This is a genomic window from Paraburkholderia bonniea (genome assembly GCF_009455625.1).
Classification (GTDB): domain Bacteria; phylum Pseudomonadota; class Gammaproteobacteria; order Burkholderiales; family Burkholderiaceae; genus Paraburkholderia; species Paraburkholderia bonniea.
The window spans coordinates 1,589,111-1,614,566 of sequence record NZ_QPEQ01000001.1 but is presented as its reverse complement, the minus strand read 5'-3'; the positions used below and the strand labels follow the sequence as shown (position 1 = coordinate 1,614,566).

Below are 25,456 nucleotides of genomic sequence, written 5' to 3'. Positions count from 1 at the left end.
CCGCTTCCAGCGCCGCGCGGCCCGCCCACGAACGGTTTTCGGGGTTCTTGCAGCCTGCGCCAGCGCAATATCGAAATACTTGACACGGCTTTTTCCACCGCTATAATGGCGATCTTTGTAGCAAACGCACCCGGCCCAGGTGGCGGAATTGGTAGACGCACTAGCTTCAGGTGCTAGCGAAGGCAACTTCGTGGAGGTTCGAGTCCTCTCCTGGGCACCAGGATACAAAAACAAAAACCGCCTTCGGGCGGTTTTTGTTTTTGTGCCTGTTTTTTTCAGCTGATTCGGTCTGCCATGCGATTTTACTGAGGGCGTTGCCCCAAACTGCTGCAAACAATAGAAACCAATAGAAACCAATAGAAACCAGAAACCCCGAAGAGGCCCAGCAAGCAGCAACGCAAAAGTCATAAGCCTCGCCACCGCCGTAATCCAGATCCTCTGGTCTATACGCCAGCCAAGAAGCCGAATGAGCCGAATGCAGAAATTGCCCCGCTCGCCTCACTTTCTCATTGACATGTTGCGGCGCGCCGCTAGAATGTCGGTCTGCCTTGAGATGTGCCCAGGTGGCGGAATTGGTAGACGCACTAGCTTCAGGTGCTAGCGAAGGCAACTTCGTGGAGGTTCGAGTCCTCTCCTGGGCACCATCCACCGTTTTAAAGAATCAGCAAAATCAACAAAAAGCCCGCTTAAATAGCGGGCTTTTTGCTTTTGGCTGGCTGCACTCCCCCCGTACTAAACCGAGCCGAGCGATTCACTCGCCCGCAGCGCGTGGCCCACTAAAAACCCGGCCACGTCTGCTACAAACCGCCAACGTCACCGCATTCAGTCGCCACATTCAGCGCACACCCGCAACAAACAGCGCGATCACGCATCCCAGCCCCACGAACCAGACCAGCGAGCGCAGGCTTGCCCAGTCAAGCAAATACAACACACCATGCAATACCCGCATAACGACATACGTCACCGCTAGCGTATTGATCCACGTCGTAGCCTCGCCTGCCTGTCCAGCCACCAGCACCGCCGCCGTGAACAGCGCCAGCGCCTCCCAGGCGTTCTGATGCGCGGCGTGAGCCCGCGCTCTCCAGCCATCAAGCGCCGCCAGATACGCCCGCGGCGCGTGATTGTTGTAACGCCCGCCGAGTTTGGCAATCAGCGTCCACGGAAATGGCAGCAGCGCCACAATCAACAAACACAAGTGAAGAATCGTCATCAATCAGTCTCCTGGTTAAACCACGCGTGGACCCGATGCCACGCGCGCTCTTTATAACCGCAGTCACCTCCGCCTTCTCTGATTTCGCCTGAACGCCGCCTCTACCCTACGGCTCAAGCCCATGCGCAGCGGGCCAGGCAAGCCTCGTCCATACCAGCCGCCACCCAGCGCCACGCCCGATTTAGAGGCTCCTACCCACAACGCGCGCTTGCAGCTTCAGCCCGAACCTTTTTATCCTGAAAAACGCCTGTTTCAAATACATAAATTGCGGCCGGGTTACCGGCATTGGGAGACGCAACATGGCCACTCGCAGCAATCGCCGCTCATCCGGCGATACCCGGGCTCGTATCCTCGACGCCACAGAATCACTTTTTATCGAACACGGCTACGAGGCGATGTCGTTACGGCAAATCACCTCACAAGCTGAAGTCAATCTTGCGGCAGTCAACTATCACTTCGGCAGCAAGGAAGCGCTCATGCGCGAGATGCTGGCGTGCCGCCTGGATACGCTGAACCAGCAACGTCTGGCATTGCTCGAACGCTTCAACAGCCAGCTCGGCACCCACCTGACGTGCGAACACGTGCTGGGCGCAATGTTTATTCCGGCGCTGCGTCTGTCACGTGATCCACAGCGCGGTGGCAAAGCATTTTTACGCTTGCTCGGGCGCGTGTATTCCGATCCGTCAAGCTTTATCCGGCGTTTTCTGGCGGAGCATTACACGGCGGTGGCAGAACGTTTTTTCACCTCATTTCAGCGCACGCTGCCCCATTTGCCACGCGAAGAACTGGGCTGGCGTCTGCATTTTTCGATTGGCGCGCTCTCCGGCGTGCTGGCTGAGGCAAGCCCGGATGAGCTGATGTCAAAGTTCGCCCATGGCTTGCCCACGACCGACCTGCAACTGGTCGCCCGTCTGGCCTCGCTCATGGTGGCCTCACTCGAAGCGCCGTTACCTGATTCCAACCGCATCGCCTCACTCCTCGAATTGCTCAGCCATGCTGATGATGATCTGAGCGACACCCTGTGCGTGAAACCCACGAGCACGATCCGGCCCGCAACCCAGGTCATCGCACGCCACCGGGTAAAGCCTGTATGCAACTTCGCCGAACAACTCGCGGTGCGGGCAATGGATCCCGTGCGGCATTCGGCTCACCGTCACGCAACGGCGGCCAGTATCAGAGGCCGGTTTTGAAACCGGTGCGCTGAGCCCGTCTCGCTACGCGGCTGTGCGAGCAACACCCGCTCGTCCGCCAGAAAATCCTGCCCGGTAGCGCTTCGCTCCAGTCTGCCAGGCGTAAGCGCCTTGCCTGCGCTTGGTTGCGCTTTGAACAGGAGAACACGCCATGGTGTGGTTCATCGTCGGGCTGATCGCCGCTGTGCTAATACTCACCGGGCTTCAGGCCCGGGCTTTATGGTGGCTGGCGTTCATGGTGGCCTGGGTCGCTGCGCTGTATGGCAGCGGCAGCATCGGCCCCGTCACTGGCATCGTGCTTGCGCTAGTGCTGGTCTTGCCCGCGCTGATACTGAGCGTGCGGCCGTGGCGTCGTGCCTGGCTGGCGCGTCCAGCATTCCAGCTCTTACGCCGGATCCTGCCGCAGATGTCGCCCACTGAGCGCGATGCAATCGAAGCGGGCACCGTGTGGTGGGATGCCGAACTCTTCAGCGGCCGCCCGCATTGGGCCACACTCCTCGCGTATGGCCCCGCCAGACTCAGCCCCGAAGAGCAATCGTTTCTTGATCTGGAATGCGAACGTTTATGTGAGCTGGCCAACGACTGGGACACTACCGCGATCTGGCAAGACCTCTCGCCTCAGACATGGCAGTACCTCAAAGAACAGGGCTTTCTCGGCATGATTATTCCGCGCGAGTACGGCGGCAAAGGCTTTTCCGCTTACGCGCACTCGCAGGTCATCATGAAACTGGCAACGCGGTGTTCGGCCGCCGCAGTATCGGTCATGGTGCCGAACTCGCTGGGGCCTGCTGAGCTGTTGATGCATTACGGCACCGACGCACAGAAAAACCACTATCTGCCGCGCCTCGCCCGAGGCGATGATTTGCCCTGCTTTGCCTTGACTAGCCCCTACGCGGGCTCGGACGCCGCCGCCATCCCCGATACCGGCGTGGTCTGCCAGCAGATCTTCGAAGGCCGCACAACGCTGGGTTTCAGGCTCAACTGGGACAAGCGCTATATCACGCTCGGCCCGATTGCGACGGTGCTGGGGCTAGCCTTTCGCGCGCTCGACCCAGAGCATCTGCTCGGTGCCGATGACGTGCCGGGCATCACCTGCGCGCTGATTCCGGTGAGCCATCCTGGTGTCACGACGGGCCGCCGTCACTGGCCACTCAACGCGGTGTTTCAGAATGGACCGACGTCCGGCAAGGACGTCTTTATTCCGCTCGACTGGGTGATCGGCGGACGCGCCCAGATCGGCAATGGCTGGCGCATGCTGATGGAATGCCTCGCGGCGGGCCGCGCCATTTCATTGCCTTCGTCGAACGTCGGCATGGCCAAGCTGGCGGTGCGCAGCACGGGCGCTTATGCCGCCGTGCGCCGTCAGTTCCGCACGGCCATCGGCAAGTTCGAAGGCGTGCAAGAAGCGCTGGGACGCATGGGTGGCCATCTGTATGTGATGGATGCAGCTCGCAGGCTCGCTGCGCAGGCCGTCGATCTGGGCGAAAAACCCTCGGTCATTTCGGCCATCGTGAAGTACCACATCACCGAGCGCGCCCGCATGGTGATTAACGATGGCATGGATGTGGTCGCGGGCAAGGGCATCTGTATGGGGCCATCGAACTTTCTCGCACGCGCCTATCAGCAAGTGCCCGTAGCGATCACGGTTGAAGGCGCGAACATTCTCACGCGCTGCCTGATTATCTTTGGCCAGGGGGCGATCCGCTGCCATCCCTATGTGCTCAAGGAAATGGCCGCGACCCAGGACACCGACCCGAAGCGCGCGCTGCAAGCCTTTGACGCAGCCTTTTTTGGTCACATGAGCTTTGTGCTGGCCAACCTCGTGCGCAGCGCCGGGTTCGCGCTCACCGGTGCCGTCTTCGCCGCCTGGCCCAGAGCGGCAGCACCTGCGCTGCGGCGCTACTACCGCGCGGCGACACGCCTCGCTACGCTGTTCGCGCTGCTGGCCGATGTCTCGATGTTCGTTCTCGGTGCCGATCTGAAGCGCCGCGAGCGGATCTCAGCGCGGCTCGGCGATGTGCTGTCGCAGCTGTATCTGATCTCCGCGACGCTCAAGCGCTTTGAAGACGAGGGCCGTCAAGCGGAAGATTTGCCGCTGGTGCAATGGGGCGTCGAAGATGCATTGCAGCGTGCCGCTGAGGCCATCGACGGCGTGCTGCGCAACTATCCCAATCGTTTCATCGCCGCTTGCGTGCGATTGCTCGCGCTGCCGTTCGGCCTGCCGCACCACGCACCCGCTGACCATCTAAGCGCCGCGATTGCGCGCCTGATGCAAACACCTGGCAGCGCACGCGAGCGCCTCGTCGCTGATTCGTATGCCGCCACCGCCGCCACCGATCCGCTCAGTCATGGTGAGCGGCTGTTCGTGCTCAGCCCGCAGATCAGCGCGATCGAACACAAACTGCGCGAGCCGATAAAGCGCGGTCTGCTTGAGTCAATGCCACAGAGCCTGAACACCTTCAGTGACTGGGCCGACACCGCCCTTGGGCATGGCCTGATCGACGCGGCAGAACGCCAGGTGCTGGAGCAGTATCAGCATGCAGCGGAACAGGTAGTGAAAGTCGATGACTTCGGTGCCGACTTCGATATGCTCTCAGCGTTACAGCAACGCAAAGCACAGCTCCACCCGCATACCGAAGTGGCGCTTGATCCAACCGCAGACGCTTAACGCGCGGGCTTGTCTTCTCTTCGCACAGCATGGCGCGTACTGGCCTGCCCGCACGAAATGCCGTATGTCCCACCCTGAACGGAAGCTCGACGTGCAAACGGTTATCGTCAACACCGCCCCTGACACTCCTTCGCTCTATGCCCGCACGCTAGCAGGACTCTTCAAACGCTCACGCAACGCGCAGTTACCGGCGCTACGCCTGGTGCGCCCCGCCGCTGTGCTTGATCCGGCCATGCTGGCGCGCTATGCCAGCGTCTGCGGCTTTCACCCGGAGCATGGAGTGCCGCTCACCGCGCCTCATCTGCTGGCGTTTCCACTTCATATGCTGCTGCTCACCGACCCGTCATTTCCATGGCCCGCGCTCGGGCTGGTGCATCTGGCTAATCAGATACACCAGCATCAACCACTGGCAAGCGGCGATGCGCTGCGTCTCGAAGTGGAATGCGGAGCGCTGGTGCAGCACGCCAAAGGCCAGGCATTCGTCGTGCATGCACGGGCATATCGGCGTGGTGCAGCCGTCTGGGACAGCGAAAGTCTTTACCTGCGGCGCGGAGCCGAAGCGTCTGGCGCAGCGCCGCCAGCGCCCCTGCGGCTGGCACGCGAAACGCTCACACCCAGCGCGCACTGGTCCTTGCCCGCACGTCTCGGACGCGACTACGCCAAGGTCTCCGGCGACTACAACCCAATCCATTTAGGCGCACTCCCAGCCAGAGCCTTCGGCTTTCCCCGGGCCATCGCCCATGGCATGTGGACGCTGGCCTATGCACTCGCCGCGTTGCAACCACCAGGACCACTGGCTCAGGCCAGTCTCCGCGCCGAATTCAAACTACCGCTGATGCTGCCTGCGGAAGCCCTTTTGTGGAGCGCTGCAACCACTGATTTTGAGCGCGAGTTCGAAGTGCGCGACACCACAGACAAGCCTCATCTACGCGGCCACCTGCACGCGCTCCCCACCTGACGCACGACGCCGCTGCGCCAGATCAAACGGCAAACTGCGGACAAAATGCATAACGAATCGCCCGGCAGGTAAAAATTCATGCATGATTCCGACCCAGCACTACTGCTCTCACCACACAACGAACGACGCGCGCCAACACCAGCATTGGCCAAGCGCAAATCCGGCATCAGGAGACCGTCATGAACAGCCCATCCATCCAGCAGCCCTCTGGGCTCGCACCTGACACCGATGGTCTTTGGTATGCGTCCTACCCCGCCGATATTCCGCATGAAATCGACGTCACGCAGTACACCTCGCTCGCCCATTTTTTTGATGCCAGCACAGCCCAGTTCAGCGAACGCGTGGCGTATGTCAGCGTCGGCGCTGAGCTGACATACCGCGAGCTGGCACGCAAAGCCAACATTTTCGCCGCATACCTGCAAAGCATTGGCGTGAAACCCGGCGACCGGGTCGCGGTAATGCTGCCCAACTCGTTCCAATACCCGATCGCACTCTTTGGCGTGCTCAAGGCAGCGGGGGTGGTGGTCAATGTGAATCCGCTCTACACCGTGCGAGAACTCGCGCATCAGTTAAAAGACAGCGGCGCACAAACCCTGATCGTGTTCGAGAACTTCGCCAAAACAGTCGAAGACGCACTGCCCGGCACGCGCGTGCAAAACGTGATCGTCACCGCGCTTGGTGATCTGCTGGCAGATGGCCTGAACCTGAAAGGCCGCGCGCTGAACTTCGTGCTCAAGCACGTGAAGAAAATGGTGCCCGCGTACCACCTGCCACAGGCGGTACGCTTGCTGGATGCGCTCGCCACCGGTGCCAGGCTAACGCTCACACCGGTCAGTCTGAGCCATCAGGACATCGCCTTTTTGCAGTACACCGGCGGCACCACCGGCGTGGCCAAAGGCGCGATGCTCACGCACGGCAACATCATCGCCAACGTGCTGCAAGCCAAGGTCTGGTCCAGCCAGCGGTTAAGCGGCGAGATCGAAACGGTGCTCACACCGCTGCCGCTGTATCACATCTACTCGCTGACAGTGAATGCGCTGATCTTCATGGGGCTCGGCGGACGCAATATCCTGATCGCCAATCCGCGTGACACCAAACGTGTGATGAAGATCATTCGCCATGAAAAATTCACCTGCATTACCGCCGTCAACACGCTGTACAACGCCTTCCTGGATAACGAAGAATTTCGTCAGCGTGATTTTTCCGGACTGAAACTGGCGATGGCTGGCGGCATGGCCATGCAAAAAGCCGTCGCCGAGCGCTTCAAGGCCGTCACCGGGCAATCCATCGTCGAAGGCTATGGCCTGACCGAATGCTCACCCATCGTCACCATGAACCCAGTTGATGCCGGCACACAGCATGACTTCAATGGCTCAATTGGACTGCCCGCACCCTCCACCTCAGTGCGCTTCAAGAAAGACGACGGCACCTGGGGCGGCGTTGGCGAGCCAGGTGAGTTGTGCGTCAAGGGGCCACAAGTAATGAAGGGCTACTGGAACCGGCCGGAAGAAAGCGCCCGGGTCTTCGATGAAGAAGGCTGGATGGCTACGGGCGATATCGGCGTGATGGATGCACGCGGCTTCATCCGGCTGATCGACCGCAAGAAAGACATGATTCTGGTGTCGGGCTTTAACGTCTATCCGAACGAAATCGAAGATGTGATTGCCATGCACCCGGACGTGCGCGAAGTCGCGGCAATCGGCATTCCTGACGTAGCGCAAGGCGAGCGAGTGAAAGTGTTTATCGTTGCACGCAATCCAGCACTGAGCGCCGAGCAGATCATCCAGCATTGCCGCAAAAATCTGACGGGCTACAAGGTGCCCAAAGCGGTTGAATTCCGCGAGACGTTACCGCAAAGCAATGTAGGGAAAATTTTGCGCCGCGAGCTGCGCGACGAAGAACTGGCACGGCAAAAAAAGGAGGAGGCCTAGGCTGTTTAACTGCGCCTCCCCCCAGCAAAATCACGCCGCGTAGCCAGTGCGGCGTTGATGTAATGCAGGTGTGCGGGACTAAAACGCGACCCGGCAATGAGTTCACATGCGAATTCACGTGCCGGGTGCGTGTGTCACTGCTTCGGCCCAAACTTGCCCAGCCATGACTGAAATGCAATTAATCTCGCCATTTGAGAAATTTAAAAAAATAATCCGTACCAATACCAGGGACAGGTTCTTTCTGGCTATCACGTATTAATTCGCCATCGGCCATAAAAATTCCGCGCGAGCAATATAAGCTGCGCGCCAAAAATAAAATTAGCCATCGGCTGAAATATTGATTTTTATTACGAGATGGACATTTCCCGAAAATTAACCCGCTCCATAATTCACAATTGCCTCATGATGCCATCTAGATATTTGATAATAAGACGAAGCTGCGGGTCCTATGTCATAAATATATATATACGCTACCTGAATTAATCATGCCAGGCAGATGTATCCAAGCTAGTGCCCAGGTGAAATTTAGCGCTCACTTTTATTCTGATATGACTCAGGAGCTCATACACCTGACGTGGAATTTCATGCCAAACAAAACGATGAAAATAATTCGGCCAGAATGCCAAAGACATCTTGTTTTATGACAAGGCCTCATGAAAAGTCACCCTGGCGTTTTTATGACCCATTCAGCGCGGCACCTGTCATCCGAATTCTCTGCCATACCGGCGCATGGCAGCCTTAAATAGGCTATTTACCTGAATGAGAAATGACTATTTATCCGTCATATAGTGACCGGCACCAGGCCAGCGCCTTAAACTGGCCGCGCGATATTCACTTCCGGCCTCGCTGAAAACAAATCTCGCTCCAGATAGCATCTAGATCCTGCATCGCCCCCCCTGCAGCCTGTACACGCCGTCCGCCCGAAAGAATTCAAGCGCGTCAGCGTGCCTCTTTTCGTTCTGCCTTGCCTGGCAGCCGTTTATTCAAAAGCATCTTTATTTGAGAATTTTCTTAAACTCAAGATCCATACAAACGCAATTTAATAAAAAACAAAAAATTTAACATATTTACATCAAATTTCCCTTGGGCACGTAAAATTTTATTATTATTTTTTATTTACCATATAAATCTCGCAACATAAAATTAACCCCACAAAACAGACCACCCCACAATCACCACATCAACCCGCTAAAAATTCAAATGCCATCTTTTGAATTTATTTTTTAACCCACCCCATTGAGGCCCACCACCCTGATTATTAAATATGAAACTTGAATTTTATTCAAAATCCACTTAACCACTCACTTCAACAATAACGTTTCGCAACCTGAATTTCACCTTAACCGAGAATAGCATTATGCTAGCCATAAAATATTGCGACTTCCCTCCAGCATTAATGAAGCCCGTCTCCCGCTCAGTCAGGGTAAATGGCCTGAATACCTGTTTCAGACTGGAAAAAATATACTGGGATATTATCTATGAAATTGCCGAAACCGAGAAAGTTTCCATCGGCACGCTCATTTCAAAAATCGATATCACAATGCGATTAAAAGAAAATGACATCCCTAATTTCAGTGGCTTTCTGCGTGTCATGGCAACCCATTATTGCAGAGACATCAAACCCAGTGCATACAAGGTAATTTCGTAAAACTCCATCTCCGGACAAATTAATTTATTGACCCGCAACTTTTTACGAGTATCAACACACCTCCAACAATAATTTGACCTTCAATTTTTAACCTGAAATAAAGATGTGTTTGCGGCATGTTTAACAGGCCATTTTGATTTTTAATGGCCTCTTTAACCTGGCCAATCCATCCTTCAAACGCATGGCCTTCACGGGAAATTGTCCATGCATGAAAGTCCAGCCAGACCAGCGCCGGGCAACGCATCCGGTGGTTCTATTCACGAGAAGTGTCTGTTATACTTTCGTTCTTTCGGGGCGTAGCGCAGCCTGGTAGCGTACCTGCATGGGGTGCAGGTGGTCGGAGGTTCAAATCCTCTCGCCCCGACCAGATCAAAACCCGCACAGCTTATGGCTGTGCGGGTTTTTTCATGTGTGCATATTTTTTGTGCAAATTGGAAACCATATTGGAGACTTTCCAATATGCAGAGCGCTATTCCCTGCTTTTCGGAAGCAAGTCATCGCGCAACAGGCGCTCCCCCCGCACATGCCGTGAGCAGCGTCACCAACTCTCCCGCCCATTTCTGCTGCTGCCGGCTAGGACTAGGGTGCGGGGACTATAAGGAGGATGACATGCCGGCTAACGGCCGTAATTTTAGTCATCAGTCGGGCGAGATGACTTAGAAGCTGTTGCGAAATTATTTAAACCAAGGCTTGAGGCGCATCCGACGTCTCCCCCAACTTGAATAGTGTGTCGATTTGGCGCAGCTCACGGTACCTGATTGACGGCTGAATTCCTAGGCCAAAAGGAACGCAGACGATCGGCTATTCCGCTCGTCCCAGGCACTTCAGATGGCCTGGCTGATGGAACAGATTTATTCGTAGGCGTCTGTTGCTCCGCGGCCTGATCTGGACTGTCGTTCTTACCCGGCACGCGGACACCTAGCTTGCCTTTCTCGCGCGCCTGCGAATCTGATTTCCCGCCCCAAAGACGTTCTACCAAGTTTTTCGGCGAAAAGGCATCTCTTTTCTCCGTTAGCTCCGGCGCAACATACGGCTTAATTTCTAGTTGGTTATTTTTTAACTCTGGAGTAATGCCAAATTGCTGACCAAGTATCTCCTTCTCGTTCGGCGTCAAGCGGTTAAATGCCTGAACACCGTCATCACTGGATTTTTTAGTGACGTGAATGGATTGCACCATTTCATTACGCAATAGCTGATTAATTTCAGCAATTATTTTCATAGCGCATTTAATTTTAATTTTGCTTTTATCAGTACCAATTTCTTTCTCCACCGCCGTCTTGAACAGCAGATATTTCGGAGGGAGATTCTGCAGGACCTCGCCTCGCAAAATACCCTGAGCATTTAAAGCATCGAATGCAGTGTCATATTTACCATTTTTCTGGGCAAAAATATAATCGGCTTCCTTGTTATTTTTCTGGTATTTTTCTGCAACATAAGACTTCACGATCTCATCAAAACATTCGAGGAAATCCTTTCGATTTATCTCGTCCTTCACACTCGACGGATAGCTGGCAAACGCTCGCTCAATCGTATCCGAGAGGTCCATCAGCGCATCAGTGGGCTGCTGCACACTAGTGGGCAGCAAATCAATGGAAATCCGCGAATAAGACGCTGCCCCGGAATTTTTCTTTTGGCTTCCTGATAAGTCAGACGATAGCGCGTACTCGATATCAGGCTCTTGCATTTTGTATAAAAGACGCAGACCCAAAGCCTTTTTTTTCAGCTCCCCAGTGAACAAGTTCCCTCGGTCATCCGCTGCCTTCTCGGCCAGCTTCAAGGTCACCCGGTCAAGAATGTTTTTCTTGTTGGCAAGCTGATCCCTGCTCTGCTCCGTCCTGTTCTCCTGTCGTGCTTCGCTAATAACCTGTTGGTGTAAATTTTCAAGCTTGGGCACAACGACCTGCAATTTTTCTTTAATAGAACTCGAATGATTGCTCCAGAATTCGTCCTCGAATACTTCGTTAAGGCCATCGAATTCTGCATTGCGCTTAATCTCCTCCAGATTTTTTTTGAGCGCTTCCATAGCCCGACGCTCAACCGGGCTAGCAGCCGATTTTTTATTGCCGTCTTCCGACGATTCCATGCCCTCTAGTTTCGACGCAAGCGCTTCCAGGCTAGAACGATTGTTCTGGTTGAACGAGATCCTCGAATTGCCCTCTGATCGTGTCCATTGCGCCAGACGTTGCAGCAACACACTTCTGAATGAAGCGTGCTGCGGCAATATCAGTTTCCTCACATATTCGTCGAGCTGCTTAAGCGTTTTGGCGCAGCTCGCGGCTGTTGTGGTTTGCGTCATTGTCAAAGCCAGCCCATCGAGCTCAGACTTCAATTCAACGAGCTCCCATAACGGCGCGCCAGCCTGCTGGATTTTGCCCTGCGCGGATGTCGGATCGGTATCCGCGCCAGCATCAACGAATGCGTCAGCTTGAGTCAGGAACGTACTCAATGCATTGCGAATCACAGCGGTGATTTCCGGCTCAGCCAATACCGCCGTGCTTGATCCCGCAGCGTCAGACTGCACCTGGTGATTGCCCTGCAGCAGTGCTCTGGCCACTTGTTGTAACGCTGTCAGCTGTGTCAGCTCAGGCGCGCCGCCACCCGCACCCGGTGTCAGCACTTGCCCCATCGTCAGCAATCGCGCCAGCTTGATGCCGTCTGTTGATTTAGCTAGTGCTGCTTGCACTTCTGGTGGGATTCGTTTCGACTCGCTGCAAACCGCCGACTCGATCTGCTGCAAAAACATCTGTGCCGTTGGCTCACCCATGCGCTCAGCCAGACGGTAATACCTCACGCTCGCCACAGCCAGCGTCGCTAGCATCTCCTCGGGCTGGCAGTGCGCCAGATGCTTACCGGCCTGTGCCAGCGCCAACGCCGTCGCGCTCTCGCCCATCAACGCCAGGCCGCTGTGCAATGCTTTCCAGAACTTGGCGTCATCTGTGCCAGCACGCATTTGCTGCGCGCGCTCCAGCAATGCCCGGGTTTTTTTCTCGATTTTTTCCTGCAACTCTGGATTGATCGGCTTCGTGGGGCCAGAGGCCGGTGACAACTCATCGAGCCGTTGTTTGATCAGCGATGCCGTATATAACTGGGAAGCAATCTGTTCCATTTCATCCGCGTCTTGCTGAGCAGCAAAGTTGGTTTTGTCGCCCACATAGTGGTCGAGGCAACCCAGCAATCGGGCCTGGATCTGCGGACCTCGTTCACGATCGTTTCTGGCCAGGTACGCATCCCGAACCAGGCTCTGCAGAAACTGCTCCCGGGTGACAAGCCCGTCATTCGACCTTGCCGCCTCATCATCCTGGGTATCCAGACGTGCCCGCACCGTCGCGCGTGCGGCCACCGGCTTCTCCACCGTGCAGGTGCATCCCAGAAACTTCTTAAGAAACGGCAGCGCTTTAACCACACGCTCTTTCAGCGTCAACGGCTTCGCCTGCTGGCATTCGGCGTTGGGGCCAGAAATATAAAAATCGGGATATTTCTCGTGAACCGTGACATTAGAAAAATTCAGCATGGCGCACCCGGGAATAAAACTGGACCCAGGCTAAGTAACCCGGCTCTTTCACTTGGTTCCAATCTCGCACTCTTTTTATTAAAAATAATTCAGATAAATCGTATTGCGCGATTTATCACTGCGCTAATCAACCATAAATTGATTTTTTAATTAATTTAGCCAATTAAAACGGCGCTTTAATTCGCTGCTAATTGCACCATCTGGCGCGCCCAGGGCACCTGCCACCGCGGCGCGCGAAGCACGCATCAAGCGATGCCTAGCCTGGCTCGCAGCGCAGGCAGCATGTGTTCCACTGCAGCCCGCCCTTCTTCAATCGCCTGACTCGCGCGGTGAAAATCAAAGATGCCCATTCCGCCCAGGCGCGGCTGAATCAGGATATCGGCGGGCTCGCCAGCCAGGCGGCTGCGCGTAATCCGCACCTGCATGATGTCGATGCTCTGCGCGACCGAGCTCAGCATCGATGGCACCCGGGCGCTTGGCCCCGGGCTCACCCGTACATCCGCCGAGGTGCTGCCAGCCGTTGGCTGCAACCATTTAGGCCAGGGTTTGCCGTTGCGCCGCAGTGTGCCCGGTGGCGGCGCATCGGGGTCAAGCGGCAAGGGCTCCGGCAGGCCGCTAAAATCGCGGCCATTCAAGATGTCGCTATTCAGATCGACGGCAATCACGCAGTCCGCCCGCATGCCACGCGCCACCGAAACCGGCACCGGATTTGCCAGGCCGCCATCCACCAGCCACACGCCGTCGTGCCAGACCGGCGTGAAAATACCTGGAATCGCAATCGACGCGCGCACCGCATGCGCAACGCTGCCCTCTTGCAGCCAGATCTCCCGGCCCGAATTGAGTTCGGTCGCTACGGCAGCGAACGGTGTCTGCAACTGGCCAATCTCGTAGCCATTGAAACGGTTGGCAAATACCTGGATCACCTTGCGTCCTCCGAGCAGCCCACCGCTCAGACGTAAATCGAGCAGCCGCACCACGGTTTGCCAGGTCAGACGCGAGACCCATTCTTCGAGCCAGTCGAGATCCCCATTGGCATACACCGCGCCAACCAGCGCGCCAATCGAGGTGCCGCATACCACATCAGGCCGAATCCCAGCCTGTTCCAGCGCGCGGATCGCGCCGATATGCGCCCAGCCTCGGGCCGCACCACCGCCCAGCACCAGGCCAATCCGTTTGTCACGGCGACGGCGTATCACGTCGAACTCTCCTTCAGCTTAAAACGCATGATTGAACGGCCTAGCGGCCACGAAGCACATCCGAGCGCGAGGTGGTGACGACCTGGTGCGCGGTGTCGAAGTGCACGTTAAACATGCCTTCCTGATTCACCCCGCCTTCACGCCACTTCCAGCTCCAGACGGTTTCGCCTTTCAGCCGGTACTCCGCGACCTCGCCAGGTTTGCCGAGCAACAGCCGCACATCGTCTTCGCTCATGCCCGGACGAACCTGGGCGAAAGTCTCCGCGTTCAAGACCTGGGTGATTGAGCGCAGCACGCCATCACGATTGAGGTCGACCATATAGGTATTGAGCCCTTGCGGGCCACGCGGATATTCGAAGCGCCGTGAGCCATCGGCAAAAGTGCGCTCGGTTTCCGGGCGGCCCATTTGCTGGCGGATTTGCGCTTCGGTTGTCACGCCAGGCGTCAGGTCCTTGAGTAACAGTGCGTCTGGTTTGACGCTATCAAACACACCTTTGATTGCCTGCACGGCGTCACCTTGTTGAGCATCGCAGCCAGCGAGCGCGAAACACGCGCCAAGCGCTGCGGCAGAAATAAACCTGAAATAAATCGGCATCATCGACCCGGTTGGTGGAATGGCTCACCCTGAAAAACGTTGGCGCACAGCATAACTGTCGCGGGCTAAAACTGCGAGGCATGGTTATGCGGGGGACGCGTTGGGTTTGGGTTTGGGTTTGGGTTTGGGTTTGGGTTTGCATCTGCATCTGCATCTGCATCTGCATCTGCGTCATGCGCCTGGAGCCTGGAGCCTGGAGCCATCAGACCTGAGGCCAGGAAAAATACCTGTTTTGCATCGGTGGTACGTCACAGACGCTTGCATGACGGCTCGGCACAACAAGTGCTGTCCCGCCGCGCCTGAAAACTGCGGTATCTTTGCGCACGCTCATCCTGGGTCAACGCTCAAGGGGTGCAACGTACAGCGGCATTTGAGCGCCGCGCGGCATACGCCAACGAAGCCCTGGCCTGGTTCGGCACGCGGCCTGCAGCACGCGGACGGCGCACAGCAAACGCCGCAGCGCGATACAACCGGCCCGCCCCAATGCTTACGCTCACCTTCACTTTTTTACTTTTACCTATCTATCAGCAGCGCAGCCGCTGCCCTGCACCCGATCTCTTATGAAAAACGTCCTCAGCATTCAGTCGCATGTCGTGTTCGGCCATGCGGGCAACAGTGCGGCGGTGTTTCCGATGCAACGCCTCGGGGTCAACGTCTGGCCACTCAACACCGTGCAGTTTTCCAACCACACGCAATACGGGCACTGGAGCGGCAGCGTGCTCGAGACCTCGCAGATGCCAGAGCTGGTGGACGGCATCGGTGCTATCGGCATGCTGCCGCGCTGCGATGCCGTGCTCTCCGGTTATCTGGGCGCGACCGATCAGGCTCAGGCCGTGGTCGATATCGTCGCTGCTGTCAAAACCGCAAACCCGCGCGCCCGTTATTTCTGTGATCCGGTCATGGGCTCCGGCACGCGCGCTGGCTGCCAGGTCGAACCCGGGATTCAAACCTTTCTGGTGCAGACCATGCCTGCCGTGGCCGATGTGATGATGCCCAATCACAGCGAGCTGCAACTGCTCGCTGGGCGCGAGATCGAAACCATTGAAGAGGCTCTTGCCGCTTGCCGCGAACTGATTCAGCGCGGGCCGCAAGTGGTGCTGGTCAAACATCTGCTGGACCGCAACAGCCCCGCTGACTGTTTCAACATGCTGGTGGTCACCGCCCGCGAAGCGTGGCTGGGCCAGCGTCCGCTATACCCGTTCTCGCGCCAGCCAGTCGGCGTGGGCGACCTGACGAGTGCGGTGTTTGTTGCGCGCACGTTGCAAGGCGATTCAGTGCGCCGGGCGTTCGAACATGCGCTCGCGGCAGTCAATGCCGTGGTCAAACGTACTTGGGAGGCGAGCCGCTACGAACTGGAGCTCGTCGCCGCACAACAAGAAATCGCGCAACCGCTCGACTGGTTCGAAGCCACCGCCGTCGGCAAAACCTGACGCAGCCACACCCACCGTTTTTCAAATCCGTACTACACCGTACCCAGCAATCAGACGAGGCATTAGATGGACAGTTATAGCCGTAGCGAACAGGAAGAGCAGTTTGAGCAGTTATGCATCAGCGTCGATGGCGATGAAATGCATGAGCAGGAAGCCATCGAATACTTCGAAAGCCAGATTGGCGAGAGCGGCTTCGACGCAGCGCAATGGCTGGATATCGCCCTGTATTACTCGCTTGCAGTAGCAGGCGGAATCATCGAAATGGTGACGGCAGACGACCGGGCGCGCAGCCAGATCGCGGCAGTGATCGCCGACAACCTCGATATTTCGTATGGCGCAGACGAATGTCAGCAGTTCGCGGAAACCCTGCATTTCGCGCTGGCCAATGGCGTGCCGGTCGATTTAGATCTGGTGCTGGACGGCTGCCAGCGAGCCCTGGATGACCTCGAAACCTGGGCGGATGAAGAGACCCAGGCCCCCTTGTTGCAACTACGCGAAGAGCTGCTGCGGCTGCAAGGCGAGCAGTAAGCAACCTCAGCCATAGCAAAACGGAGTGCCGTCTGATGCGTCAGCATCGCACTCCGTCGTTGTTAATCTTCTGCTTTTCAAGCTCATGAGCTGGCACCGCCCACCGGCCACCGGCCACCCCCGCCATCCGCTTTCAGCCTGTAGCAATCCGCGCCATCGCGGTTTGCACCAGCGCCTCCAGCAGCGTGCTGACTTCTGCGGCACGCGTCTCGTCGTAGCGATAGGGCCGCGTTTCGTCCATGTATGTGGCCTGCGACAGCTCTAGCTGCACCGCATGCACGCCCTGCTCGGGCCGCCCGTACTGGCGCGTGATGTAGCCGCCCTTGAAACGCTGGTTCTCCACCGCTGAATAACCGCCATGCCAGTCGATCACGGCTTCCAGATCGGCCGCTAGACCCGGCAGCGCACTCGCGCCATCCGCCGTGCCGATGTTGAAGTCCGGCAGCGTGCCCTCGAACAGCCGTGGCACTTGCGAGCGAATCGAATGCGCTTCCCATAGCAGCACCTCGTGGTTCTGCATTTTCAGCACTGCCAGCTCACGCTCCAGCGCATCGTGATAAGGCCGCCAGTAGGCCGTGCGGCGCTTGGCATGATCCGCTTCGACTGGTTGCTGGCCCTCAAGGTAGAGCGGCACCCGGTCAAAGGTTTCAAGTGGAATCAGGCCGGTGATATCGAGCCCGGGATACAGGCTTGCATCGTCAGGCGGACGGTTCAGATCAATCACATAGCGTGCATGCGTGGCCGCCAGAACCGTCGCGCCAATGCGCTCGGCAAAGCCATACAGCTGTTCGAGATGCCAGTCGCAATCAGCGACAAACGCCGCCTCCGGCGTCATGGTGGCGGCAATCTCAGGGGGAATGTAGGTGCCGACATGCGGCATGGAGATCAGAAGCGGATTGTTGCCGCGCTTGACGGTGAACAGCGGAGGAGGACTCGAAGCAGTCATAACCATCTCTCAGTAAGAAATAAACTCGGGCGCTATTCTAGCGCTAGCCCCCTGGCAATCTGGCGAGCATCGCGCGGTACTCGGCATAAACCTGCCCCTCATCGCAGTGCTGACGGTTATCCACTACCTTGCGCCCGCCAGCATAAACATCGCGCACGGGTGTTGCGCCATGCTCGCCAAATACGATCCCTGAAAGCCAATGCCGTGGCGCTCGTTCAGCGACGCCAGGATGATCCGGATCCAGCACGATCCAGTCCGCGCGCAGCCCTGGCGCAAGCGCACCGACCGCTCGCCCAGTCGCTCTCGCCCCGCCTTCCAGCGCCGCGCGGTAAAGCCGCTCGGCCACCTCGGGCGTGTTGCTCGAAGCCAGCACATTGCGCTGTTGCCGCACCAGTCGTTGAGCGTATTCGAGCAGCCGCAGCTCAGAGCGCCAGTCGACACAAATGTGGCTATCCGAACCAATACCGAAACGCCCGCCCGCCTCCAGATATGCCAGCGCCGCAAACACGCCATCGCCCAGGTTCGCTTCGGTGCTCGGACACAGGCCGGCGCAAGCACCGCTGCGCGCGAGCGCGGTAACTTCGCTGGCCTCCAGATGCGTCGCATGGACCAGACACCAGCGTGCATCCACCGGAAAATGCTCCAGCAGCCACTGCACTGGACGTGCGCCATAAGTGGCAAGGCACGCCTTAACTTCTGCCTGTTGCTCAGCGATATGCAAATGCACGGGTGCGCCGGGCCAGTGCGCATCCAGTCCGGCAAGCAGCGCTTGCAATGACTCCGCCGACACGGCTCGCAACGAATGCGGCGCAACCCCATAACGCAAGCCGCCATGCGGCGGACGCGCGCGGCCAGCCTCGTCGAGCAGCCGCAGCAAACGTTCAGGGGAATTCAGAAAGCGTTGCTGCTCAGCGCGCGGCGCTTGCCTGCCAAAGCCGCTGTACTGGTACAGCACAGGCAGCAGCGTCAGGCCAATGCCACTGGCCTGCGCCGCATCGACGACGCATTCGGCCAACGCCGCGAGCTGCGGATACGGCTGCCCATCCGCCATGTGATGCACGTAATGAAATTCACACACCGAGGTATAGCCCGCCTTCAGCATTTCGATGTAAAGCCAGCGCGCGATCACGCTTAGCCCTTCCGGTGTGATCTGCGCGGCATGGCGATACATCAGGTCGCGCCAGCTCCAGAAGGTATCGCTGGCACTGGCGCGATATTCCGTCAGCCCAGCCAGTGCCCGCTGAAACGCGTGGGAGTGGAGGTTCGGCATGCCAGGCAATACCGGCCCGGCTGCCTGAGCGATGCCTGCGGGCGGGATGGCATGACCAGCGGTAACCGCACTGAGTGTGCCGTGTTCATCCCACTCCAGTAGCACGTTGCGCTGCCAGCCGTCAGGCAGCCAGGCATCGCGGGCGAAGAGCGCGTGGGTTGCTGGGGTTGCTGGGGTTGCTGGCACCGCCGCCATGGTGAGCTGAGTGATGGACTGAATGAGATTGACCGGGTTCATTGGCGCTCCTCGGCATAACCCCGGCGGCGGTAAACCGTCTGCCCTGCACGCACCACCTGGGTACACAGCGGCCGCCCCATCCAGTACGCCAGTTCCGCCAGCGACTCCACCTGCCACACCGCGAAATCCGCCGAACGCCCCACCGCCAGCGTGCCATGCCGCTCGCCCTGCCCCAACGCCTGGGCAGCATGGCAGGTCACGCCTTGCAGCACCTCGGGCACGGTCATGCGAAACAGCGTCGTGGCCAGATTGAGCATCAGCAGCAGTGAAGTCGCGGGAGAGGTGCCGGGGTTGCTGTCCGTCGCCAGCGCAATTGGCACTTCGTAGCGGCGCAACAGCTCAAGCGGTGGCAGTTGGGTTTCGCGGATGAAGTAGTACGCCCCCGGCAGCAGCACCGCTACCGTTCCTGCCGCTTTGAGCGCGGCGACGCCCGCTTCGTCGAGATATTCAAGGTGGTCAGCCGACAACGCGTGATAGCGCGCGGCGAGTTGCGCGCCACCGCTGTGCGACAACTGCTCGGCATGCAGCTTGACCCGCAGGCCGTGCCGCTGCGCGGCCTGCAACACGCGCTCGCTTTGCGCCAGCGAAAAACCAATGCGCTCGCAAAACACATCGACCGCATCAACCAGGCCTTCATCGGCCAGCGCAGGCAGCATGCGTTCGCAGACCTCGTCGAGGTATGCCTCAGCGCGTCCGGCAAATTCGGGGGGCAACGCGTGTGCGCCTAAAAACGTCGTATAGACCGAGACCGGATAACGCTCGCCCAACGCACGCGCCACCCGCAACAGCTTGCGCTCGCTCGCTAAATCCAGGCCATAGCCCGACTTGATCTCGATTGCGCTGACCCCTTCCGCGAGCAGTGCCTCCAGCCGCGATGCCGCGCTGGCGAAGAGTGTGGCTTCGTCGGCTGCACGCGTCGCGCGCACCGTTGCCAGGATCCCGCCGCCAGCCTGGGCCAGCGCTTCGTAGCTCACGCCCGCCAAACGCTGGGCGAATTCGTCTGCACGCTGGCCGCCATACACCAGATGCGTGTGGCAATCGACCAGCCCCGGTGTCACCCATGCGCCGCCAAGGTCTTCGCGCGGCCACGTGAGCGGATCGGCGTATGCCGCGGGCAAATCGCGCAACGCGCCCTGCCAGACGATCTGGCCATCACATACCGCGAGCGCGGCGTCATGCAGCGCGTCACGCGGGTCGCCTTGCGCGCAGAGGGTCAAGTGCTGCCAGAGCGTTTGCTGCATCGCTAGTCCTTGGTGTGTTTGGTCAAGGTTTGGTCAGGCTGTCTCATACGGTGCCTGCGTGGCGGTGACTTGGTGATGAAGCGAGATGACCAGGAGCGTGCCCGCTGTGGTTGCCGCTGTGGTTGCCGCTGTGGTTGCCGCTGTGGTTGCCGCTGTGGTTGCCGCTGTGGTTGCCGCTGTAGTTGCCGCTGTAGTTGCCGCTGTAGTTGCCGCTGTAGTTGCCGCTGTAGTTGCCGCTGTAGTTGCCTTTGCCGCTGCAAGCGTGCAGCGCATCTCATGCGCGTTGTCCACGCGTAGCGTGTCATCCGGCATCAGCCTGAACGACGCAGCGCCATTCAAAGTCACGACATTCAGTTCAACCGGCCCCACCGCACAGAAAAACAGCATGACGTCGGCGCTAAAAGCGCGTTCGCCCTCGCCATTTGCCTGATCCAAACGCCAGAGCGTCAGCTCGCCACTGGCCAGCGCCCGGCGCAGCATCAGATTGAAATCGCGCGTCGGACCCGCGTGCAGGCGCGCGGTGATCTGCGCCTCGCCAGCAAAACGCACGCAAGCCAAAGATTCAGTCAGTGTCTGACACCCGCCCGCGGCATCGTCTAGCTGCATCCCCGCGCCTTCCAGCAGCACCAGCGTGCGCTCGACGCCGCTAAAACACGAGAACGGCCCGCCTTGCGCCACCTCAGCGACACTCACGCGCCAGGCAAAACTATCGAGGTCAGAGCCAGGCGGATACGCCGCGATTTCACGCGTCACGCCCCCGCCGTTTTTCCAGCGCACTGGCACCAGGCTTGCGCCAGAGATCAGCGTCATCCAGCTCGTCTGGGCGCTGGACCTCACGCGCGTCTGCACGCTTAGCGCCCGAGCATGGGCAACTTCAGCCCGACCTCACGCGCGGTCTGCTGCGCCAGCGGATAACCGGCATCCGCGTGACGCATCACGCCGCTCGCCGGATCATTGAACAGCACTCGCGCCAGCCGCTGAGCGGCGGCATCAGTGCCATCAGCGACGATCACCACGCCCGCATGCTGTGAAAAACCCATCCCCACCCCGCCGCCGTGATGCAGCGAAACCCAGCTCGCCCCACCGGCGGTATTGAGCAGCGCATTCAGCAATGGCCAGTCGCTCACGGCATCCGAGCCATCCTGCATCGCTTCGGTTTCGCGGTTCGGGCTCGCCACCGAGCCCGTATCGAGATGATCGCGGCCAATCACCACCGGCGCTTTCAGCTCACCCGTGCGCACCATTTCGTTAAAGGCAAGGCCGAGCCGGTAGCGGTCTTTCACGCCAACCCAGCAAATCCGCGCGGGCAGCCCTTGAAACGCGATGCGCTCACGCGCCATGTCGAGCCAGTGATGCAGATGCGCATCATCGGCAATGAGCGCTTTGACTTTGGCATCGGTGCGATAGATATCTTCGGGGTCGCCCGACAGCGCGACCCAGCGAAATGGCCCCTTGCCTTCGCAAAACAGCGGACGGATATACGCCGGCACAAAGCCAGGGAAATCGAACGCATTTTTCACGCCCATCTCAAACGCCATCTGGCGAATGTTGTTGCCGTAGTCGAGCGTTGCCGCACCCCGCTGCTGCAGCGTCAGCATCGCTTCGACCTGACGTGCCATCGACTGTTTGGCGGGCTCGATAATGCTGTCGGGCGCGCTTTTCTGCCGCTCACGCCAGTCTTCCAGCAGCCAGTCTTGCGGCAAATAACCATGCACCGGGTCATGCGCACTGGTCTGGTCAGTCACGCAATCGGGCGTGATGCCACGCGCCACGCACTGCGTGAACACATCGGCAGCGTTACCCAGCAAACCCACCGACACCGGCTGGCCGCTACGCTTTGCCGCGTCGATCAACGCCAGCGCTTCATCCAGCGAATACGCCTTCTGGTCGAGATAACGAGTTTTCAGACGCATGTCGATACGGCTCTCGTCGCATTCGACAGCGATCATCGAAAACCCCGCCATCGTCGCCGCGAGCGGTTGCGCGCCGCCCATCCCGCCCAGGCCGCCAGTCAGAATCCAGCGCCCCTGGGGCGCACCATTGAAATGCTGGCGCGCCACCGAGAAAAACGTTTCATAGGTGCCCTGCACGATGCCCTGGCTGCCGATGTAGATCCAGCTCCCCGCCGTCATCTGGCCGTACATCATCAGGCCCTTGCGATCGAGTTCGTGAAAGTGCTGCCACGTTGCCCAGTGCGGCACCAGGTTCGAATTGGCCAGCAGCACACGCGGCGCATCCGCATGCGTGCGAAATACGCCCACCGGCTTGCCCGACTGGATCAGCAACGTCTCGTCATCGTTCAGTTCGCGCAGCGAGGCAAGAATCTGGTCGTAACAGGCCCAGTCGCGCGCGGCCCGGCCAATGCCGCCATACACCACCAGCGCTTGCGGATGCTCAGCTACTTCGGGATCCAGATTGTTCTGGATCATCCGGTAAGCCGCCTCAGTCAGCCAGCTCTTGCAGCTCATCTCGCTCCCGCGCGGCGCGCGGATGACGCGGGAAGGATCAAAACGGGGATCAGCAGGTTTCAGGGCATTCATCACAAGGCTCCCATACGTTTGGAAAATGACGCGGACCGTGAACTAGTGGACCGGTGAATCAGTGGACCAGTCGTGTCCGTTCAGAAATGACCGGTGAAGCGATAGCGGCTACCCGGATGCCACAAATGCACCACTGAAGCCACCTGCCCTTGCGACCAGGTGCGCCGCTGGAGCACGAGGCACGGCTCTTCGGCAGCCATCGCCAGCAGGGTGCGCACACGCGCGTCCGGCAAGCAGGCCTCAATGCGGTATTCGACCCGCTGCAACGGCGCGACCCGCACCAGATACTGGTTCGGCGTGATCTGGGTGAAATCCTGGGCGGTGTAATCGGGTGCCAGCGAAGGATTGACCCAACGTTCTTCGAGCTGCACCGGCTGATCGTTTTCGGCATGCAGCAAACGCGAATGAAACAACATGCTGCCAGGCGTCACCTGCATCTCGTCCGCCAGTGCGTCATCGGCGCGCGCGCTATCCAGCTCCAGCACGCTGGCGCGATGACGATGGCCGCGCGCGAGGATTTCGTCGGAAATGCTGCGGATCGCCACCAGCGTCGACTCGTATTTAGGCCGCGCCACGAAGGTGCCCGAGCCCTGCACACGGGTCAGCACCTGGTCCGCGCTCAGCTCGCGCAACGCACGGTTGACCGTCATGCGCGCCACACCAAAATCGCGTGCCAGCTCATGCTCGCTCGGCACCTGATCGCCCTCGGCCCACACCCCGCTCTGGATCTGCTCAAGGATGAAATCCTTGATCCCCTGATAAGCCGGCGCGCTCATGCGTGACGCGGCGAACCATTGACCGCTTCAGACTGCTCCGAAGCAAACGCCAGCGGGCTGTGCGCAGCAATCACGCCGCGCTGCACCAGTTGCGCCATCACCGCAATATCCGGCGCGAAGTAATGATCCAGCGCGTAATGCGCGACCTCCCCCCGTACAACCTGCAGCACCCGCTCAAGGCTCGGACTAGTGCGATGCGGCGCACGCAGGTCAACCCCTTGCGCGGCCGCCAGTAGTTCAATCGCCAGGATGTACGCCACGTTCTCCGCGATATCGCCCAGCTTGCGCGCGGCGAAAGTTGCCATCGACACGTGATCTTCCTGGTTAGCTGAGGTGGGAAGCGAATCGACCGATGCCGGATGCGCCAGAGTTTTGTTTTCTGACGCGAGCGCCGCAGCCGTGACGTGCGCGATCATGAAGCCCGAATTCACACCTCCGTCTTTCACCAGAAATGGCGGCAAACCGGACAAGGTGGCGTCGATCAACAAAGCAATGCGGCGCTCCGCGAGCGCGCCAATTTCGGCCGCAGCGAGCGCCAGGCTATCGGCGGCGAAGGCCACCGGTTCCGCATGAAAATTGCCGCCCGACAGCACTTCGCCGGTGTCCGGGAAGATCAGCGGGTTGTCAGACACCGCATTGGCTTCGAGCAGCAAAACCGCCGCCGCGTGCCGCATCTGGTCAAGGCAGGCACCCATCACCTGCGGCTGACAACGCAGGCTGTATGGGTCTTGCACCTTGTCGCAGCCGCGATGCGACAAATTGATCTGCGAGCCTTCGAGCAGCGCGCGATAAGCATCCGCCGCCGCGATCTGGCCCGCATGGCCGCGCAAAGCATGAATCCGGGCATCGAAAGGCGCGACCGAACCCGCGGCCGCATCGACCGATAGCGCGCCAGACACTAGCGCGGTGCGGTACAGGTCTTCGATGGCGAACAGGTTGTACAGCGCCAGCGCCGTGGAAGCCTGAGTGCCGTTAAGCAGCGCCAGCCCCTCCTTCGCCTGCAACGTGAGCGGCTCAAGACCCGCGGCGCGCAAGCCTTCAAGCGCCGGCACCCGCTCGCCGTGCAGCAGCACATCCCCCACCCCCAGCAACGCCGCCGACATATGCGCGAGCGGCGCGAGATCGCCCGATGCACCGACTGAGCCTTTAACCGGAATCACTGGCAGCACATCCGCGTTGAACAACGTGATGAGTGCCGCCATCACTTCGCGGCGAATCCCGGAATGGCCCCGGCCAAGGCTGGACAGTTTCAGCGCCAGCAGCAGGCGCACGACGGGCGGCGACATCGGCTCGCCCACGCCGACGGCGTGCGACAACACGAGGTTGCGCTGCAATAGTTCAAGCTGGTCGTGCGCAATATGAGTGCTGGCAAGACGGCCAAAACCGGTGTTGATGCCATAGGCTGGCGCGCCTTTAGCGGCGATATCGGCCACGGCCTGGGCACAGGCGTCGATAGCGCCGAAACTAGCCGGATCGAGCTCAAGCGTGACCCGTTCGCGGGCGATCTGGCGCAATTGCGGCAGGCTGAGATGGCCGGGGGTGAGCAACATGGCGGGGCGTCCTTTGCCGGGGGCATTTCGA

The 25,456-nt window shown here is 59.0% G+C and carries 18 protein-coding genes and 3 tRNA genes; 10 read left to right on the top strand and 11 right to left on the bottom strand.

The window, feature by feature from the left end:
* Nucleotides 1-133: 133 nt before the first annotated feature.
* Nucleotides 134-220 (top strand) — tRNA-Leu (locus GH656_RS07035).
* Between the two features lie 337 nt (nt 221-557).
* Nucleotides 558-644, top strand: a tRNA-Leu gene (locus tag GH656_RS07030).
* Nucleotides 645-835: 191 nt separating this feature from the next.
* Here the strand turns inward: GH656_RS07030 and GH656_RS07025 are convergent.
* Nucleotides 836-1,210, bottom strand: coding sequence for an MAPEG family protein (locus tag GH656_RS07025; RefSeq protein ID WP_153075219.1), 375 nt, complete (start codon nt 1,208-1,210; stop codon nt 836-838).
* A 299-nt stretch (nt 1,211-1,509) separates the two neighbouring features.
* On the opposite strand from GH656_RS07025, the gene GH656_RS07020 reads away from it, so the two are divergent.
* From GH656_RS07020 to GH656_RS06995, 6 genes are all read left to right on the top strand, one after another.
* Complete coding sequence (locus GH656_RS07020) at nt 1,510-2,400, top strand: TetR/AcrR family transcriptional regulator (protein WP_153075218.1); 891 nt, start codon at nt 1,510-1,512, stop codon at nt 2,398-2,400.
* A gap of 151 nt (nt 2,401-2,551) precedes the next feature.
* Nucleotides 2,552-5,068 carry an acyl-CoA dehydrogenase gene (locus GH656_RS07015; RefSeq protein ID WP_153075217.1) on the top strand — a complete coding sequence of 839 codons (2,517 nt, stop codon included), beginning with the start codon at nt 2,552-2,554 and terminating at the stop codon, nt 5,066-5,068.
* 64 nt (nt 5,069-5,132) lie between these two features.
* On the top strand, nt 5,133-6,026 hold the full coding sequence (locus GH656_RS07010) for a MaoC/PaaZ C-terminal domain-containing protein (protein WP_153075216.1): 894 nt from the start codon (nt 5,133-5,135) through the stop codon (nt 6,024-6,026).
* Between the two features lie 179 nt (nt 6,027-6,205).
* A complete protein-coding gene (locus tag GH656_RS07005) occupies nt 6,206-7,957 on the top strand; it encodes an AMP-binding protein (protein ID WP_174769707.1) in 1,752 nt (583 codons plus the stop codon).
* A gap of 1,396 nt (nt 7,958-9,353) precedes the next feature.
* The gene (locus GH656_RS07000) at nt 9,354-9,605 is read left to right on the top strand and encodes a ribbon-helix-helix domain-containing protein (RefSeq protein ID WP_174769706.1); all 252 of its coding nucleotides are present in this window, start codon (nt 9,354-9,356) and stop codon (nt 9,603-9,605) included.
* A gap of 290 nt (nt 9,606-9,895) precedes the next feature.
* Nucleotides 9,896-9,972, top strand: a tRNA-Pro gene (locus tag GH656_RS06995).
* 378 nt (nt 9,973-10,350) lie between these two features.
* Here GH656_RS06995 and GH656_RS06990 read toward each other — a convergent pair.
* The 3 genes from GH656_RS06990 to bamE form a co-directional block, all read right to left on the bottom strand.
* Complete coding sequence (locus GH656_RS06990; RefSeq protein ID WP_153075213.1) at nt 10,351-13,116, bottom strand: hypothetical protein; 2,766 nt, start codon at nt 13,114-13,116, stop codon at nt 10,351-10,353.
* Between the two features lie 245 nt (nt 13,117-13,361).
* Nucleotides 13,362-14,312, bottom strand: coding sequence for a patatin-like phospholipase family protein (locus tag GH656_RS06985; RefSeq protein ID WP_153075212.1), 951 nt, complete (start codon nt 14,310-14,312; stop codon nt 13,362-13,364).
* 40 nt (nt 14,313-14,352) lie between these two features.
* Nucleotides 14,353-14,910, bottom strand: a complete 558-nt coding sequence (bamE, locus tag GH656_RS06980) for an outer membrane protein assembly factor BamE domain-containing protein (RefSeq protein WP_246184222.1) — start codon at nt 14,908-14,910, stop codon at nt 14,353-14,355.
* A gap of 557 nt (nt 14,911-15,467) precedes the next feature.
* Between bamE and pdxY the strand changes: the two genes are divergently transcribed.
* Both pdxY and GH656_RS06970 read left to right on the top strand, forming a co-directional pair.
* On the top strand, nt 15,468-16,337 hold the full coding sequence (gene pdxY, locus GH656_RS06975) for a pyridoxal kinase PdxY (protein ID WP_153075211.1): 870 nt from the start codon (nt 15,468-15,470) through the stop codon (nt 16,335-16,337).
* Nucleotides 16,338-16,403: 66 nt separating this feature from the next.
* Nucleotides 16,404-16,865 (top strand): hypothetical protein, encoded by a 462-nt coding sequence (locus tag GH656_RS06970; protein ID WP_153075210.1) that lies wholly within the window; start codon nt 16,404-16,406, stop codon nt 16,863-16,865.
* Between the two features lie 133 nt (nt 16,866-16,998).
* On the opposite strand, the gene hutG is transcribed toward GH656_RS06970, so the two are convergent.
* The 7 genes from hutG to hutH form a co-directional block, all read right to left on the bottom strand.
* Nucleotides 16,999-17,811 (bottom strand): N-formylglutamate deformylase, encoded by an 813-nt coding sequence (gene hutG / locus GH656_RS06965; RefSeq protein ID WP_153075209.1) that lies wholly within the window; start codon nt 17,809-17,811, stop codon nt 16,999-17,001.
* Between the two features lie 43 nt (nt 17,812-17,854).
* Nucleotides 17,855-19,276: a formimidoylglutamate deiminase gene (locus GH656_RS06960; protein WP_153076589.1), complete on the bottom strand. Its 1,422-nt coding sequence runs from the start codon at nt 19,274-19,276 to the stop codon at nt 17,855-17,857.
* Nucleotides 19,277-19,314: 38 nt separating this feature from the next.
* On the bottom strand, nt 19,315-20,559 hold the full coding sequence (hutI, locus tag GH656_RS06955) for an imidazolonepropionase (protein WP_153075208.1): 1,245 nt from the start codon (nt 20,557-20,559) through the stop codon (nt 19,315-19,317).
* A gap of 33 nt (nt 20,560-20,592) precedes the next feature.
* Complete coding sequence (locus tag GH656_RS06950) at nt 20,593-21,369, bottom strand: HutD/Ves family protein (RefSeq protein WP_153075207.1); 777 nt, start codon at nt 21,367-21,369, stop codon at nt 20,593-20,595.
* A 41-nt stretch (nt 21,370-21,410) separates the two neighbouring features.
* On the bottom strand, nt 21,411-23,099 hold the full coding sequence (hutU, locus tag GH656_RS06945) for a urocanate hydratase (protein WP_153075206.1): 1,689 nt from the start codon (nt 23,097-23,099) through the stop codon (nt 21,411-21,413).
* A gap of 80 nt (nt 23,100-23,179) precedes the next feature.
* Nucleotides 23,180-23,875, bottom strand: coding sequence for a histidine utilization transcriptional repressor HutC (gene hutC / locus GH656_RS06940; protein ID WP_153075205.1), 696 nt, complete (start codon nt 23,873-23,875; stop codon nt 23,180-23,182).
* Complete coding sequence (hutH, locus tag GH656_RS06935) at nt 23,872-25,425, bottom strand: histidine ammonia-lyase (protein WP_153075204.1); 1,554 nt, start codon at nt 25,423-25,425, stop codon at nt 23,872-23,874. The genes hutC and hutH overlap by 4 nt, the downstream gene beginning before the upstream one ends.
* Nucleotides 25,426-25,456 lie beyond the last annotated feature (31 nt).